This window comes from Kitasatospora sp. NPDC001261, assembly GCF_042896795.1.
Classification (GTDB): Bacteria; Actinomycetota; Actinomycetes; order Streptomycetales; family Streptomycetaceae; genus Kitasatospora.
In genome coordinates this window covers 68,846-83,659 of the sequence record NZ_JBIAXP010000029.1, presented here as the reverse complement: position 1 = coordinate 83,659, position 14,814 = coordinate 68,846, and the positions used below count along the sequence as shown (strand labels likewise).

Genomic DNA, 14,814 nt, shown 5'->3' with positions numbered 1-14,814 from the left:
GGCGGGGGCGGCGACGAAGGAGGACGGCGGATGACCCGGCCGGACCGATAGCCTCGACGGGTGGAAGCGATCGCACGGGCCTGGAACACGGCGGTACGGACGGCGCTGCCGGGGCCCTGGCGGCCCCGGCGGGTCGTGGGCGAGGCACTGCTCGCCCTGATGATGGGCGGCTTCGCCGCGCTGATGGAGCTGCTCTCCAACACCGGCCAGGCGGTGCTCGTCGGCGTCGGGGTCGCGGTGGCGTGGGTGCTGCGCAAGGGACTGCCGGCCACCGTGCTGGTCGTCGTCGCGGCCGCCGCCGGCTGGGCGGTCGGCCCGATCCCGATGCTGGTTTGCGCGGGCTGGACGGCCGGGGCGCGGATCCGCCGGGTCTGGTCACTGGTCGGCACCTTCGTGGTGGGCTGGGCGCTGTTCACCATGACGGGCGTGCTGAAGGAGGGCGCCTCGTTCTCGCCGAAGCTGCTGCTGCCGCTGTCGTTCGGGGCCTTCCTGGTGGTGGCCGTGCTGCCCGCGCTCTACGGCCGCTACCGGGCGCAGCGCCGCGCCCTGCTGGACGCGCTGCGCGAGCGCAACGAGCAGCTGCTGCGCGAGCGGGTCATGGTGGTGCACCAGGCGCGGCTGCGCGAGCGGCACCGGATCGCCCAGGACATGCACGACAGCCTGGGCCACCAACTGGCACTGATCTCGGTGCACTCGGGCGCGCTGGAGGTGGACCGGACGCTCACCGACCGGCAGCGCGAGGCGGTCGGGGTGCTGCGGCAGGCGGCGGTCGCGGCGATGCGCGAGCTGCGCGAGGTGGTCGGGGTGCTGCACGACGAGTCGACGGCGGTGCCGGCCACCGCCCCGGCGGCCGCCGGGGTGCCCACCGCCGGGTCGGCGGCCACCGGGGCGGGTGCCGGGGCGCCGGCCCGGGGCGGGGTGGACGGGATCGAGGGGCTGGTGGAGTCCTCCCGGGCGGCCGGGGCCGGGATCGACCTCACCGTGGAGGGGGAGCGGCGTCCGCTGGCGGCCGCCGTCGACCACGCGGCGTACCGGATCGTGCAGGAGGCGCTCACCAACGCGCACAAGCACGCCCCCGGCGCGCCGATCGGCGTCGCGCTGCGGTACGAGCCGGACGCGCTGGTGGTGGAGGTCACCAACGCCCGCGCGCCGGAGCTCGTGGGGGCACGCGTCGGGGTGGGCGCGGCCGTCAGCGGCGGTCAGGGGCTGACCGGCCTGCGGGAGCGCGCCCGGTTGGTCGGCGGCATGGTGCACGCCGGGCCCACGCCGGAGCAGGGCTTCCGGCTGGCGGCGGTGCTCCCCTATGAAGGGGAGGAGCAGGACGCGGCGGCGGACGGGGCCGAGGACTGGATGCTGGACGGCCTGCCGCCCGTCGAGGAGCCGGAGCGCAAGCGGCGCAGTCCGGCGATGGGCTGCGCCCTCGGGGTGGTCGCGATCGCGGTGACCGTGCTCGGCCTGGCGGTCTGGGGCGTGGTCGCCTTCGTCAAGGGCACCAACGACGCGACCGTGCAGCAGCCGATGTACGACCAGATCAGGGTGGGCACCGCCGAGTCCGAGGTGCTGCAGACGCTGCCGCGCGGCAACGACTTCATCACCGACACGTATAAGGGGACAGGGCCCGAGATCCCGGAGGGCGCGCACTGCCGCTGGTTCGCCCTGAACGGGGCGCCCGGCGCCGGCTGGAACGAGGAGCACGTGGCGCGATTCTGCTTCCGGGACGGGGCACTGGTGGAGAAACAGGAGTACGTGATCAGCGGTTGAGTGCCCCCGTGCGCGGGCGAGTGCCCCGGCCGGGCGGGCCGGGCCGGTTTCGGATCACGGTGGTCCGGATCGGGGTGGTTCGGAACGGTCCTGCCGGGATGTGAGGATGGTGCCGCAGCCCACAGCACCGTTCGAGGGGAATGACCAGCGTGATCCGAGTCCTCGTCGCCGACGACGAGCCGCTGATCCGGGCCGGAATCAGGATGATCCTCGGTTCCGCTGAGGACATCGAGGTGGTCGCGGAGGCCGCCGACGGGCGGGAGGCGCTGGAGCTCGCGCGGGCGCACCGGGTGGACGTGGTGCTGCTGGACATCCAGATGCCGGTGATGGACGGGCTGACGGCGCTCGGGGAACTGGCGAAGGTCGCCCCCGGCGCGCGGGCGCTGATCCTCACCACCTTCGGGGAGCGCGAGAACGTCCTGCGCGCCGTGACCGAGGGCGGTGCCGGCTTCCTGCTCAAGGACACCGCACCGCACGAGCTGATCCAGGCCGTCCGGGCGGCGGCGGGCGGGAACGCCTTCCTCTCGCCGGCCGCGACCCGGCACATCGTCGACTCGCTGGCCTCCGGGCGCAGCGCCTCGCTGGCCGCCCGCGCCGTCGCGGCGCGGCGTCGGCTGGAGGTGCTCACCCCGCGCGAGCTGGAGGTGTTGGCCCTGCTCGGAGAGGGTCTGTCCAACGCCGACGCGGGGGCGCGGATCCACATGAGCGAGGCGACGGTGAAGACCTACGTCAGCCGGATCCTGGCCAAGCTGGGCTGCGACAACCGGGTCCAGGCGGCGCTGTTGGCGCGGGACGCGGAGCTCGACGGCCGTCGCTGAAGGTGTTCGCGCGGTCGCTGTACGTGTTGGACGTGACGGATGCCACTCGACGGCGGTGCGGAACCGGGAACTCCGGGTGCGGTGGTGACGGTGCGTCAGCTGACGGTTCCTCCGCGTGGATGGTGTGACGGCTTTCTCGGGCGGACAGGTGTGAGTGAGGGCACGGAATTTGACCGTTTGATCTTGGAAATCTGGTCAAAAATGGTCAAATCGGGCATGATTTTTTGACCCGTACCGCCGGTAACAGTCAACTGACCTGCGACGTCGAAGAATTGCTTGCTGCGTCCGGGTGATGCCCCCTAGCTTCATTGGCGGCGCAACGAGCGCCACCCGGGTTCACCCCGACGCACTGCCCGCCGACTGACCCGCGGCGTGAGGGCGGTGCCCGCCGACGAGACCGGCTCGAACAGGCCGTCGGCGTGCGGAGGTGACCGGGGCGGCACGACACGTCCGACACGTGTCCGGCCGCCCGTCGAGTGAGGTGAGCGAAAGACTGCCGGCCCATGTCCCGGGCCTGGTTCCGCATGCCCACCCGGGACTTGTCGAGAGGAACTGTATGAATCCCCGTCACGAGACCGCCGCTGCCACCGACACCACCGCCACCACCAAGCGCCACCGCGTGCGGATGGCGGTCCTCGCGGGCGCCGCCGTCGCGGCCCTGCCGGTGGCCGGCCTCGTCACGGCCACCTCGGCCTCCGCCGCTACCTCCTCGACCTGGGACGCCGTCGCCCAGTGCGAGAGCGGCGGGAACTGGAGCACCAGCACCGGCAACGGCTTCCACGGAGGACTGCAGTTCAGCCCGTCCACCTGGGCCGCGTACGGCGGGACCGCGTACGCCTCCCAGGCCAACAAGGCGACCAAGGCGCAGCAGATCGCCGTCGCGGAGAAGGTCCTCGCCTCGCAGGGTGCGGGCGCCTGGCCCGTCTGCTCGCAGAGGGCGGGCCTGGGCAAGGGCGGCACCCCGGCCGTCGCCGACACCTCGGGCGGCACGGCGGCCAAGGCGGCCAAGCCCGCCGCCAAGCCGGCCACGAAGGCCGCCAAGCCCGCGGCCAAGCCCGCCGCCAAGCCGGCGGCCGCGCAGCAGGCGCCCAAGGGGCAGCCCTCGGCCAAGCCGGCGCAGTCCGCGCCGGTCGCGCCGAAGAACACCGCCGCGGGCGGCTACACCGTCAGGAGCGGTGACACCCTGACCGACATCGCGGCCAAGTTCGGCACCGACACGGACAGCCTGTACCAGAAGAACCTGCGCACCATCGGCGCCGACCCGGACCTGATCTTCCCGGGCCAGACGCTGACCGTCTGACCGACTGACGGCTGTCCGACCGTCCGAGCGGCCGCCCCCCCATCAGGGCGGCCGCTCGGACGGTCCCGGCGCGTTCGCGGTCCGTTCCCGGGGGTCCCGGGTCGGGCGGCCGGCGGTCGGACCGCACCACCGGTGGTCGGCGCACACGCCGGGGCACGGGAGCGCGTCGCGACTTGGTTGAACGTTGAACGCAACGTCCGAATACCGCCGGAGGTTTGGAGGGCCCCGGGCCAGGATCGAGTCATGTCCGAGATCGGAACGAGGAGTTCTGGAGATATGACGATGAACGGTGCGGCAGTGCTCGACAGCCTCGACGGCAAGGTGGCCCTGGTGACCGGCGGCAGCCGGGGGATCGGGGCGGCGGTCGCCCTGCGGCTCGCCGAGGACGGCGCCCACGTGGTGCTGACCTACCAGGGCGGCGCGGAGCGGGCTGAGGAGGTCGCCGCGAAGATCACCGCGATGGGGCGGACCGGCTGGGCCGTACGGGCGGACAGCGCCGACCCGGAGGCGGTGCGGGGCGTGGTCGAGGCCGTCGTCGAGCGGTTCGGGAGGCTGGACGTCCTGGTGAACAACGCGGGCGTCGGCGTCCTCGGCCCGATCGGCGACCTCACGCTGGAGGACGTCGACCGGGTCCTGGAGGTGAACGTCCGGGCACCCTTCCTGTACGCCCGGGCCGCCTCCGCGCACCTGACCGAGGGCGGGCGGATCGTCAACCTCGGCAGCTGCATAGCCCAGCGCGTCGCCTTCCCCGGCGCCACGCTGTACGGGACCAGCAAGGCCGCGCTGATCGGCCTGACCAAGGCGCTGGCCCGGGAGCTCGGGCCGCGCGGGATCACCGCCAACCTGGTCCACCCGGGGCCGATCGACACCGACATGAACCCGGCCGGCGGCCCCGCGGCGGAGGGCCAGCGCGAGCTCACCGCGCTCGGCCGCTTCGGCACCGGCGCGGAGGTCGCCGCCGCGGTCTCCTACCTGGTCGGCGAGGGCGGCCGGTACGTCACCGGCGCCGAGCTGGCGGTGGACGGCGGCTTCGCCGCCTGACGCGGGTTCGACGGCAGGCCCCCGGGGCGTGTCCCGCAGGCCCGGCAGGGATCCGCGGGGCGCGCCCCGGGCGGCGGCGGGCCCGGTGTCGCGCCGGGCGGTTGTCGGCGCACGCGCTTACGATCGCCCGGCACGACCCGTGCTCCCGGACCGGGACCCGTACCGAGAGGTGTGCCATGACCGCAGCGGAAGACCCGATCGGGCTGCTCGCCCGGGCGCTCGCGCAGACCGCCGGGCTGATCGACGGCACCGGCGTCGAGCTGGCCGGCCACCCGACGCCCTGCCGCTCCTGGGACGTCGGCGACCTGGTCAGCCACCTCCTGCACGACCTGCGGCAGTTCACCGTCCGGGCGAAGGGCGGGCAGCCGGACTGGTCGCAGCCCTTCGAACGGGTCGAGGAGGACTGGCTGCACGCCTTCGAGGCCGGGGCGGAGGAGCTGGTCGACGCCTGGCGCGCGGCCGGCGACCTCGGCGGCACCCTGGAGGTCCCCGGCGTCGGCACCCTCCCGGCCCGCTTCCCGGTGGACCAGCAGACCACCGAATTCGCCGTCCACGGCTGGGACTTGGCCCATGCCACCGGCCAGTCCACCGAGGGCCTGGACCACGAGGTCGCGCTCGCCGCGCTCGCCTGGGCGACCGGCGCGCTCAAACCCGAGTACCGGGGCGCCGAGGAGGAGCAGCACGCCTTCGGGCCCGCCGTCGACGTCCCCGAGGACGCCCCGGCGTACGACCGGCTCGCCGCCTTCTTCGGCCGCGACCCGGCGGCCACCTGACGGGGTCGGCGCCTACCGGCGGCTCCAGCGGAACTCGATCTCCGGGTGGCGCGGGGACGGGGCGTCGAGGAGCGGGGCGGGGCGGTCGCGGAGGAAGTGGTCGACGAAGGCCCGGACGTAGGTGCGGGTGAGCGCGGTGGCGCGGGCGGGCGCGATGGTGCCGAGCAGGGCGGCGTAGAGCTCGGGGGGCAGGTGGCCCGGGAGGTTGCCGGGGACGGCGGCGTGCGGCAGGTCGGTGAAGCTGAAGTGGCCCGCGCCCAGGGTGCGCAGTTGGCGGCCCCAGGCGTGGTGGTGCTCGCGCCAGCGCCGCCAGGTGTCGTGGTCGTCGAGCGAGGTGAGCAGCAGGAACGGCCGGTCCAGCCCGAGCTCCGGGACGGGGGAGCCGAACAGGCCGCCGTCCAGGTCGAGGCCGATCCGGAAGCGCGGGTCCTGGCGCAGCGCCTCGGCGGCCGCGGCTCCGCCCATGGAGTGGCCGAGCACGCCGATCCGCGCCTCGTCGACCCGGAACGGCAGCCGGCCGCCGGTCAGTCGGCCGGTGACGAAGCGCAGGTCGCCGACCCGCGCGGCGATCTCCTCGCGCTCGGCGGCGTCCCAGTCCGGTGGCTCCTCCGACAGGACGCTGCGCACCAGCCGGCCGTCCGGGAACTCGACGGCGGCGGCGTCGTAGGTGTGGTCGAGAGCCGCGACGAGGTAGCCGTGCGCGGCCAACTCCTCAGCCAGCGCGGTGCAGTTGCTGCGCCCGCCCTTGCGGCCGTGGCCGAGCAGCAGCAGGGGGAGCGGGCCGGGGTGGGCGGGCGCGCCGGCGCGGGCCGTGGGGCGGACCAGGCCGAGGGTGCCCGGGTCCAGCGGCAGGGCCTGTTCGATCACGGCCGCGACCCGGGGGGTGGTGTACGGCGCGCGGGGCCGGCCGGCGGTGCCGCGCGCCGGGTACCAGAGCTGCACCATCAGCTCGCGCGGGCCGGGCGTGGGCGCGAAGGGGTCGAGCCGGTCGTGGTCGACCAGGTGCAGGCTGACGGTGCCGACCGGCCGGCCGACGGTGGGCGCGGGGAGGTCGATGGTGCGCGGCGGGGCGGTCGGGGCGACCGGCGCGGCGAGGGCGGGCGCGGCGGGCAGCAGGGCGGCGGTCCCGCCCAGGCCCGTGAGGGCGAGCAGTGAACGGCGCCTGATCATGCGTCATCCTTGCCGGCTCGGCGACGGGGCCCGGTCAGCCTAGGTGGTCTGGACCGGTGGCGCCAGGGTTCGGAGCGGCGGAGGACCGACGGAAAGTCGGCCGCGGGACCGAACCCGAACCCGAACCCGGGCCCGGGGCTCAGGGCTTGGCGCCCTGCCGGGTGGCGGCCTGCTTGATCGCCTCGCGGATGCGCGGGTACGTGCCGCAGCGGCAGATGTTCTGGATCTGGTCGATGTCCGCGTCCGTCGGGTTCGGGGTGCGGCGCAGCAGGGCGACGGCGGTCATGATCTGGCCCGGCTGGCAGAAGCCGCACTGGGCGACGTCGCAGGCGAGCCAGGCCTCCTGGACGGGGTGGAGCACCTCGCCGTCGGCCAGGCCCTCGATGGTGGTGACGGTGTGGCCCGCGCAGTCCTTGACGGAACGGGTGCAGGGCTGGAACTCCTGGCCGTCCAGGTGGCTGGTGCAGGCGCGGCAGACGCCCACCCCGCAGCCGTACTTGGGGCCGGTGACGCCGAGCTTGTCGCGCAGCACCCAGAGCAGGGGCATGTCGTCCGGGGCCTCGACGGTCACGGGCTGCCCGTTGAGGACGAAGGTGTGGCTGGGCATGGGGGTCGCGGTTCCTCGGCTGGCTCGGCTGGTGGTCAGAAGTTGATCGGGAAGGAGCGCGGGCTGGTGCCGGTCGCGCGGGCGTAGGCGTTGGCGACGGCGGCGGAGGCGGCCGGGACGCCCAGCTCGCCCGCGCCGCCGGGCGGTCCGCTCGGCGGCATCAGGTGGATCTCGACCACCGGCGGGGTGTGCCGCTGCCGGGCGTAGTGGAAGTCGCCGTAACTGCTTTCCCGGAAGGCGCCGTTGTCCAGGTGGTTGCCGGCCTGGAGGATCACCGAGATGCCGTCGACCAGCGCGCCGGTGAGCTGGGCCTCCAGGCCGGTGGGGTTGATCACCCGGCCGACGTCGGCGACGACGACGGCCTTGGTGACCCGGGGGTTGGCGCGGTCGGTGGCGTCCAGCTCGACGAGGTAGGCGACGCAGGCGCTGTGCTCGTCGTGGTAGCCGATGCCCTGGGCCTGACCGGGGGGCATCGGGCGGCCCCAGCCGCCCCGCTTGGCGAGCTCGTCCAGCACCGCCCGCCCGGTGGTGCTGCGCATCCGGTCGCGGCGGAAGGCCAGTTCGTCCTGGCCCATCCGGCGGGCGAGTTCGTCCATCATGATCTCGTCGGAGACCCGGACGGTGCCGGAGTAGACGGAGCGCCAGCTGCCGGTGTGCAGTTCCAGCGGCACCTCGGCGAGCAGCTGGTTGGTCACCCCGACGTCGTACGGGATCTTCTCGGTGAGCAGGAAGAACAGTTCGGCGCCGGTGAGTCCGGCCAGCGGGAGCTTGTAGCCGGCGGCGGTGAACATGTCGCCGAGGCCGTGCCCGAGGTCGGTGCGGACGCCGGCCACGTGGTGCTCCCAGCTGAACACCTGGCCGAGGCCGTAGGTGGCCCGGACGATGTGGTGGCTGGCCGGGCGCATCCGGCCGTGGCGCATGTCGTCGTTGCGGGTCCACATCAGCTTGACCGGGCGGCCGGCGGCCTTGGAGACCTGGGCGGCCTCCAGGGCGGCGTCGAAGAACAGCCGACGGCCGAACGAGCCGCCGCCGCGCACCACGTGGACGGTGACGGCGTTCGTCGGCAGTCCGAGTTCGGCGGCGATGGTGCCCTGGGCGAGGATCGGGCTCTGCGCGGCGAACCACAGCTCGGCCCGGTTCGGCCGGACGTCGGCGACGGCGGTGAGCACCTCCATCGGGGCGTGGTTGACGAAGGCGAAGTCGAACTCGCCCTCCAGCCGGTGGGAGAGCAGCGGCGGCGGGAGGGACGGCAGGTGGGCGGCGCGCAGCCGGGACCGTACGTCGGCGTCGGACAGGCCGGCGACCGGCCCCGGGTTCCAGGTGGTGCGCAGTGCGTCGCGGGCCTTGAGCGCCTGGTCGAAGGTCTCGGCGAGGACGGCGACGCCGGTCGGGATCCGCACCACCCCGAGGACTCCGGGCATGGCGCGGGCGGCGGAGGCGTCCAGGGACTTGAGGGTGCCGTTGACGGTGGTCGGGCGGGCGACCACGGTGGGCACGGCGCCCGGGACGTCGAGGTCCCCGGCGTACTTGGCACGGCCGGTGACGATGTCGCGGGCGTCGATCCGGCCGGTCGGCCGGCCGACCAGGCGCAGCTGGTCGGGGGTCTTGGGGAGGGCCGGGACGGCGGGGGCGGCGACGGTGGCCGCCTCGGCGGCGAGGTCGCCGTAGCCGAGCCGGCGGCCGTCGGGGGCGAGGACGGCGGAGTCGGCGGTGCGCAGGGTGGGCGCGGGAACGTTCCAGCGCCTGGCGGCGGCGGTCACCAGCCGGGCCCGGGCGGCGGCGGCCGCGGCGCGGACCGGGTCGTACAGCGAGCGGATCGAGTTGGAGCCGCCGGTCAGCTGGTTGAAGAGCAGTTCGGGGCGGGCGTCGGAGAGCGGGACGTCGACGTCGGAGAGCCGGGCGTCGAGCTCCTCGGCGACGATGACGGCGATCGCGGTGGTGAGGCCCTGGCCGACCTCCAGCCGGGGCAGGTGCAGCACGGCGCGTCCGGCGGGGGTGACTTCGAGGACCAGCAGGTGGGCGGTCGGCAGCCCGGCGATGATCATCGCGTCGCCGAGGTCGACGATGTCCGGGATGCCGGGCAGGCCGATCAGCTGCTGGGGGAGGGCGGTCTCGCGGACCGGCACGGCGGCCGCGGCGGGGGACGGGACGGGGCGCGGGGCGGCCTGTGCGGTGGCGGGTGCGACGGCGTCGGCGCCGAGGCGGGCGCCGACGGTGAGGGTGGGCGCGGCCAGCAGGTAGGTGAGGAAGCGCCGGCGGCGGGTGCCCTCCGGGCCCGGGGCGTCCGGGTCGGCCGGAGCGCCGGAGGTGCCCGGGGCGTCCGTGGCAGCAGCCGTACCGTGCGGGTGCCCGGCGTCGCGCGGTCGGCCGTTGGAGTCCGAGGGGGCGAGGGAGGTGCTGATGGGAGGACACCCTTCGGGCCGGAGACGGCGACGGAACGGGCGGGCGGGGCGGCCCCGGGCCGGTGCCGGATCGCGAACGCCGTTGAGCATAAAAGGAGGCTACTGACGGGTCAACACGGTCAAAGTTGGCCCTTGGTCGGCCCGATCACGGTTGTGCGACGGTCGGCGGGAGCGGAGTCGGAGCGGGTACGGACGGCGCTTCGGAGCTGCGGGCGGGGCCGGGGCAGGGCCGCCGGGACGGGCTCGGAGGTGCCAACTGGCGCCCCTCGCACGCGGGTTCAGGGGTCGGTCGACGGTGCGGCGGCAGGGGGAATTGGCCCAGGAAATTCCTTGATCACTGGACCGTTCCATTGGGCCGGTTCTTCCGTAGGCTGGGGGCGCACCCGAACCGGCGGTTGCGAAGACCGACTCCGCGCGCCGCCCGTCCGGGGGCCGCGAACAAGGGTGACGGTCCGTGAGGCGTTTACGGCCGCGGGGCGTTGACGGCCCTGGGGGCGCGCGCGGGCGACCGCCCGGACGCCTCCGGCCGGTGGCGCCCGCGAACGAGTGAAGGAGGGGCATGCCGTCCGACCGAACCGCCCGTTGGGGCGCCCTGCCGCCCGCCGGGCCCCAGCGGACCCTCGCGGCCGCCCAGTTGGCCGCCGCCGTGGGCGACGGCGCGTACTACACCTGCTCCGCCCTCTACTTCACCCGGGTGGTCGGGATGTCCCCGACCGCCCTCGGGCTCGGCCTCACCCTCGCCTGGGCGCTCGGTTCCCTCGCCGGCGTCCCGCTCGGACACCTCGCCGACCAGCGGGGCCCGCGCCGCACCTCGATGGCGCTCGCGCTCGGCACGGCGGCCGTGGTCGCCGCCTTCCTGGTGATCCGCTCCTACCCGCTGTTCCTGCTCGCGGTCTGCCTCTACGCCACCGCGCAGTCCGGCCTGACCGCCGCCCGGCAGGCGCTGGTCGCCGCCCTGGTGCCGCCCGCGCAGCGGACCGCGCTGCTCGCCCACATCCAGTCGACCCTCAACGGCGGACTGGCCGTCGGCGCGGCGATCGGCGGCATCGCGCTCAGCGTCGGCACCCGCGCCGCCTACCTGGCCGCCTTCGCCGTCACCGCGCTCGGCTTCCTGATCGGCGCGCTGGTCCTGCGGCGGCTGCCCGAAGCCCCGCCCGCGACCGGGCCGTCGGACGCCGGGCCGCGCCTGGCCGTGCTGCGCGACCGCCGGTACGCCGCCGTCACCGCGGTCAACGCCGTCCTGCTGCTGCGGATGCCGCTGCTCAGCCTGATCATCCCGCTCTGGATCGCCGCGCGCGCCCCCGGGATCGGCTGGCTCGGCTCGGCGCTGTTCGTGCTCAACACCCTCGCGGTGCTGGCCTTCCAGGTCCGGGCGGCCCGCGGCATCACCGGACTGGAACCGGCCGCCCGGGCGGTCCGCTCCGCCGGGCTGCTGCTGCTCGGCTCCTGCGCCGTGTTCGGGCTGTCCGCGCTGGACGTGCCGGTCTGGGCGGTCGGCGCGCTGCTGGTCGCCGCCTCCGTCCTGCAGGTGGCCGGGGAGATGCGGCAGTCGGCCGGCAGCTGGCAGATCGCCTTCGACCTCGCCCCGCCCGGGCGGATCGGCCAGTACCAGGGCTTCTTCGGCACCGGCGTCGCCGTCGCCCGCACCCTCGGACCGCTGCTGCTCACCGCGCTGCTGCTGGAGGGGGGCCTGGCCGGCTGGCTGGTCCTGGGCGGGGTGTTCCTCGCGGCGGGGTACGCGATGGGGCCGGTCGCCCGCTGGGCGGCCCGGGACCGCGGTCACGCGGTGTCACCGCCGGCGCCCCCGGTGGTGGCGGGAGCGGCGCCGGGGGCCTGACCGTACCGGACGGGAACCCCCAAGGCGGCCCGGGGAGCGTCCGACGGGACCGGACCGGGCCGGAAACCCGGTGGCCCCGGGCCGCCGCCCGCTGGCATGCTGGCCGCGTGGACCGACCCCAGATCCAGCTCGACTTCGCCCCCGAGCTGCACCTCTTCGTCTCCGCGCCCCGGCGGGCCGGCCGTACCGCGCTGCGCACCGACGGCGCCTCCACCCTCGGCCACGTCGTCGAGTCCCTGGGGGTGCCGCTCACCGAGGTCGGCGCCCTGCTGGTGGACGGCCGGGCGGTGCCCGACAGCCACGTCCCGGCCGACGGCGAGGAGATCACCGTCCGGGCCGTGGCCAGGCCGCAGCCCTCGCCCGTCCCGGCGCGCTTCCTGCTGGACGTCCACCTCGGCACCCTCGCCCGCCGGCTGCGCCTGCTCGGCGTGGACGCCGCGTACGAGAACCCCGACATCGGCGACGCCGCCCTGGCCGCCCGCTCGGCCGCCGAGCAGCGGATCATGCTCTCCCGCGACCGCGGCCTGCTGCGCCGCCGCGAACTGTGGGCCGGCGCCTACGTCTACAGCCACCGCCCCGCCGAGCAACTGCGCGACGTGCTCTCCCGCTTCGCGCCGCCGCTCACCCCGTGGAGCCGCTGCACCGCCTGCAACGGCAGGCTGCACCCGGCCACCAAGACCTCGGTGCGCGAGCAGCTGCGGGACGGCACCGAGCGCTCGTACGACGCCTTCGCCCAGTGCGAGGACTGCGGCCAGGCCTACTGGCGCGGCGCCCACCACGCCCGGCTGGAGGCGATCGTCGCCGAGGCGGTGCGCGACTTCGGCCCAGGCCGGGCCGACGGACCGGGCCAGGAGCCTGGGCCAGTAGGGGAGTTCGGGGAGGTCCACGGGTCCGGGGAGGGCCAGGGCCGGATCGGGGTCGTCTCAGGGTAGCGCGCTCTGGCGGACGGCCCGGCGCCCGTGGTCCCATCGGCGGTGGGGGACGAGACCACGCTACTCACTCGCAGGAGAGAGGCCAGGTCGTCGTATGAGTACTCAGCCAGGGCAACAGCCCTTCCGCACCACGGACACGGGGGACACGGACACCGCGGTGGTGACCATCCCGGTCGGGGCCGAGGCACGCCCGGAAGAAGGCGCCCGGAAGGCGACCGTCCGATGAGGCGGGGAGTGCTGCGCCGCCCGCTGGCGGCGCTGGTCGCCGCCGCGGCCGTGCTCGGGCTCTCGGTCGCCCCGGCGGCCGCCGCCGGGCCGTCCGGGCCCGCCGAGCCGCATCTGCGGTCGCGCTACGTGACCATGCCGGACGGGGTCCGCCTCGCCGTCGACGTCTACCTGCCCGAGGGCACCCGGGCCGGCGCCGACCTGCCCACCGTCCTGGTCACCCAGCGCTACTGGCGGGCCAGGGTCAAGGCCGGCCAACCCGGCGGCACCAGTGGCGAGGCCGAGCGGTGGACCGCCCGCGGCTACGCCTACGTGGTCGCCGACCTGCGCGGCACCGGCGCCTCCTTCGGCACCCTCACCTCCGAACTCGGCGCCGACGTGACCGCCGACAGCGGCCCGCTCAGCGACTGGATCGCCGCCCAGCCCTGGTCCAACGGCCGGATCGGCACCACCGGCATCTCCTACGGCGGCGACACCGCGATGCTCGCCACCTCCCTCGGCAACCACCACATCACCGCCGCCGCCCCGATCTCCTACGACTTTGACCCCTACGAGGACCTGGTGCGCCCCGGCGGCCTGCTCATCGAACCCCGGGTCGCCCCGTACGCGCTGCTGCTGCGCATCCTCGACCAGGCCGGCGGCACCACCTGCGAGACGGACGAGGACACCCGGCAGCTCTGCGCGCGCATCGGCCTCACCGGCCTCCAGCCCCGGCCGGTCGACGGGCCCGACGGCCCCGCCCTGCTCGCCGCCGCGCGCGCCGAGCACGCGAACAACGCCAACCTGGTCGAGATGGCGCACTCCGGTGTCCACCGCGACTACCGGGACGGGCCGAAGAGCTGGACGGTCGGCAGCGTCGGCGAGCGGACCGACGCCGTCGAGGCCGGCGGGGTGCCGGTCCTGACCAGGGCCGGCTGGCTCGACGCGGGCACCGCGAACGGGGTGCTCTCCCAGTTCACCGGCCTGTCCAACACCCAGGACGACTGGATCGGCCCGTGGAACCACGGCGCCGGCTGGTTCGCCGACCCGTTCCAGCCCGCCCGCCCGCTCACCGGGCAGGAGCACCAGGAGAACGACCAGCGGGTACTCGACTTCTTCGACCGCTACGTCCGCGGCGACGCCCGCCCCGACGGCACCCGACGGGTGCACTACTACACCTTCAACGAGGGCGTCTGGCGCACCACCACCCGCTGGCCGGTGCCCGGCACCCGCACCCGGCGGTTCGACCTCGGCGCGGGCCGCTCGCTCACCGACCACCCGCCCACGGGCCGTTCGTCCGTCGACGGGGCGGACGACCGCCGCGGCGGCTCCGACCAGCTGCTCCTCGACCCGACCGCGGGCACCGGCCCGCTGGACCGCTGGAACACCAACCTCAGCGGCGACGAGGTCAGTTACCCCGACCGCGCCGCCGTCGACGCCAAGCTGCTCGGCTACACCACCGCACCGCTGGGCGCCGACACCCGGGTCACCGGCAACGGCAAGGTCACCCTCGACGTCACCGGCCTGGCGGGCTCGGCCCGCGGCGCCCTGCACGTCTACCTGGAGGACGTCGCGCCGGACGGCCGGGTCACCTATCTGACGGAGGGTCAACTCTCGCTGGCCGACCGGGCAGTGGCGGACCGCTCGGACAATCCCGACTGGCGCCGGCTGCGCACGCCGCGCAGCTACGCGGCCGAGGACGCCGAGGACTTCCCGCAGGGCCGCGCGCAGCGCGTCACCATCGACCTCCAGCCGGTCTCGGTGCTGTTCCGGGCCGGTGAGCGGATCCGGCTGACCGTCGCGGCCGCCAACCCCGACTCCTTCCAGCTGCTCCCGGCCGACGGGAAGGCGGGCTACCGGATCGGCTGGGGCGGCGACCGCGGCTCGGCGCTGGAGCTGCCCGTCGTGCGCTGAGGGGTGCGACGCGGGGCACCCGGTCTCGGCCGGGCGCCCCGCGTCGGCACCTCAC

Annotated in this window: 11 protein-coding genes; 8 read left to right on the top strand and 3 right to left on the bottom strand. The window is 75.2% G+C overall.

Annotated features, from left to right (window positions below; genetic code table 11):
- Window positions 1-60 precede the first annotated feature (60 nt).
- The 5 genes from ACFY4B_RS32665 to ACFY4B_RS32645 all read left to right on the top strand — a co-directional run bounded on the left by ACFY4B_RS32665 (window position 61) and on the right by ACFY4B_RS32645 (window position 5,693).
- Window positions 61-1,761, top strand: coding sequence for a sensor histidine kinase (locus ACFY4B_RS32665; RefSeq protein WP_387974066.1), 1,701 nt, complete (start codon window positions 61-63; stop codon window positions 1,759-1,761).
- A gap of 149 nt (window positions 1,762-1,910) precedes the next feature.
- A complete protein-coding gene (locus tag ACFY4B_RS32660; protein WP_049652130.1) occupies window positions 1,911-2,579 on the top strand; it encodes a response regulator transcription factor in 669 nt (222 codons plus the stop codon).
- Window positions 2,580-3,135: 556 nt separating this feature from the next.
- Window positions 3,136-3,879, top strand: a complete 744-nt coding sequence (locus ACFY4B_RS32655) for a transglycosylase family protein (protein ID WP_387974064.1) — start codon at window positions 3,136-3,138, stop codon at window positions 3,877-3,879.
- Between the two features lie 276 nt (window positions 3,880-4,155).
- On the top strand, window positions 4,156-4,920 hold the full coding sequence (locus tag ACFY4B_RS32650) for an SDR family NAD(P)-dependent oxidoreductase (RefSeq protein ID WP_198959499.1): 765 nt from the start codon (window positions 4,156-4,158) through the stop codon (window positions 4,918-4,920).
- Between the two features lie 176 nt (window positions 4,921-5,096).
- The gene (locus ACFY4B_RS32645) at window positions 5,097-5,693 is read left to right on the top strand and encodes a TIGR03086 family metal-binding protein (protein ID WP_387974061.1); all 597 of its coding nucleotides are present in this window, start codon (window positions 5,097-5,099) and stop codon (window positions 5,691-5,693) included.
- Window positions 5,694-5,705: 12 nt separating this feature from the next.
- Here the strand turns inward: ACFY4B_RS32645 and ACFY4B_RS32640 are convergent, their stop codons facing one another.
- The 3 genes from ACFY4B_RS32640 to ACFY4B_RS32630 form a co-directional block, all read right to left on the bottom strand.
- The gene (locus ACFY4B_RS32640) at window positions 5,706-6,863 is read right to left on the bottom strand and encodes an alpha/beta hydrolase (protein ID WP_387974058.1); all 1,158 of its coding nucleotides are present in this window, start codon (window positions 6,861-6,863) and stop codon (window positions 5,706-5,708) included.
- A gap of 139 nt (window positions 6,864-7,002) precedes the next feature.
- A complete protein-coding gene (locus ACFY4B_RS32635; protein WP_049652133.1) occupies window positions 7,003-7,470 on the bottom strand; it encodes a (2Fe-2S)-binding protein in 468 nt (155 codons plus the stop codon).
- Between the two features lie 35 nt (window positions 7,471-7,505).
- On the bottom strand, window positions 7,506-9,962 hold the full coding sequence (locus ACFY4B_RS32630; protein WP_387974055.1) for a molybdopterin cofactor-binding domain-containing protein: 2,457 nt from the start codon (window positions 9,960-9,962) through the stop codon (window positions 7,506-7,508).
- 469 nt (window positions 9,963-10,431) lie between these two features.
- Here ACFY4B_RS32630 and ACFY4B_RS32625 point away from each other — a divergent pair, with 469 nt between their 5' ends.
- The 3 genes from ACFY4B_RS32625 to ACFY4B_RS32615 all read left to right on the top strand — a co-directional run bounded on the left by ACFY4B_RS32625 (window position 10,432) and on the right by ACFY4B_RS32615 (window position 14,759).
- Complete coding sequence (locus ACFY4B_RS32625) at window positions 10,432-11,709, top strand: MFS transporter (RefSeq protein WP_074005760.1); 1,278 nt, start codon at window positions 10,432-10,434, stop codon at window positions 11,707-11,709.
- 107 nt (window positions 11,710-11,816) lie between these two features.
- Window positions 11,817-12,641, top strand: a complete 825-nt coding sequence (locus ACFY4B_RS32620) for a Mut7-C RNAse domain-containing protein (RefSeq protein WP_387974052.1) — start codon at window positions 11,817-11,819, stop codon at window positions 12,639-12,641.
- Window positions 12,642-12,863: 222 nt separating this feature from the next.
- Window positions 12,864-14,759 carry a CocE/NonD family hydrolase gene (locus ACFY4B_RS32615; RefSeq protein WP_074005759.1) on the top strand — a complete coding sequence of 632 codons (1,896 nt, stop codon included), beginning with the start codon at window positions 12,864-12,866 and terminating at the stop codon, window positions 14,757-14,759.
- Window positions 14,760-14,814: the final 55 nt, after the last annotated feature.

What these genes read in the sequence shown, in the direction of transcription:
- ACFY4B_RS32655 (WP_387974064.1), top strand. Translation starts at nt 3,136, where the DNA reads ATGAATCCCCGTCACGAGACCGCCGCTGCCACCGACACCACCGCCACC.
- ACFY4B_RS32650 (WP_198959499.1), top strand. Translation starts at nt 4,156, where the DNA reads ATGACGATGAACGGTGCGGCAGTGCTCGACAGCCTCGACGGCAAGGTG.
- ACFY4B_RS32645 (WP_387974061.1), top strand. Translation starts at nt 5,097, where the DNA reads ATGACCGCAGCGGAAGACCCGATCGGGCTGCTCGCCCGGGCGCTCGCG.
- ACFY4B_RS32640 (WP_387974058.1), bottom strand. Translation starts at nt 6,863, where the DNA reads ATGATCAGGCGCCGTTCACTGCTCGCCCTCACGGGCCTGGGCGGGACC.
- ACFY4B_RS32635 (WP_049652133.1), bottom strand. Translation starts at nt 7,470, where the DNA reads ATGCCCAGCCACACCTTCGTCCTCAACGGGCAGCCCGTGACCGTCGAG.
- ACFY4B_RS32630 (WP_387974055.1), bottom strand. Translation starts at nt 9,962, where the DNA reads ATGCTCAACGGCGTTCGCGATCCGGCACCGGCCCGGGGCCGCCCCGCC.
- ACFY4B_RS32625 (WP_074005760.1), top strand. Translation starts at nt 10,432, where the DNA reads ATGCCGTCCGACCGAACCGCCCGTTGGGGCGCCCTGCCGCCCGCCGGG.
- ACFY4B_RS32615 (WP_074005759.1), top strand. Translation starts at nt 12,864, where the DNA reads ATGAGGCGGGGAGTGCTGCGCCGCCCGCTGGCGGCGCTGGTCGCCGCC.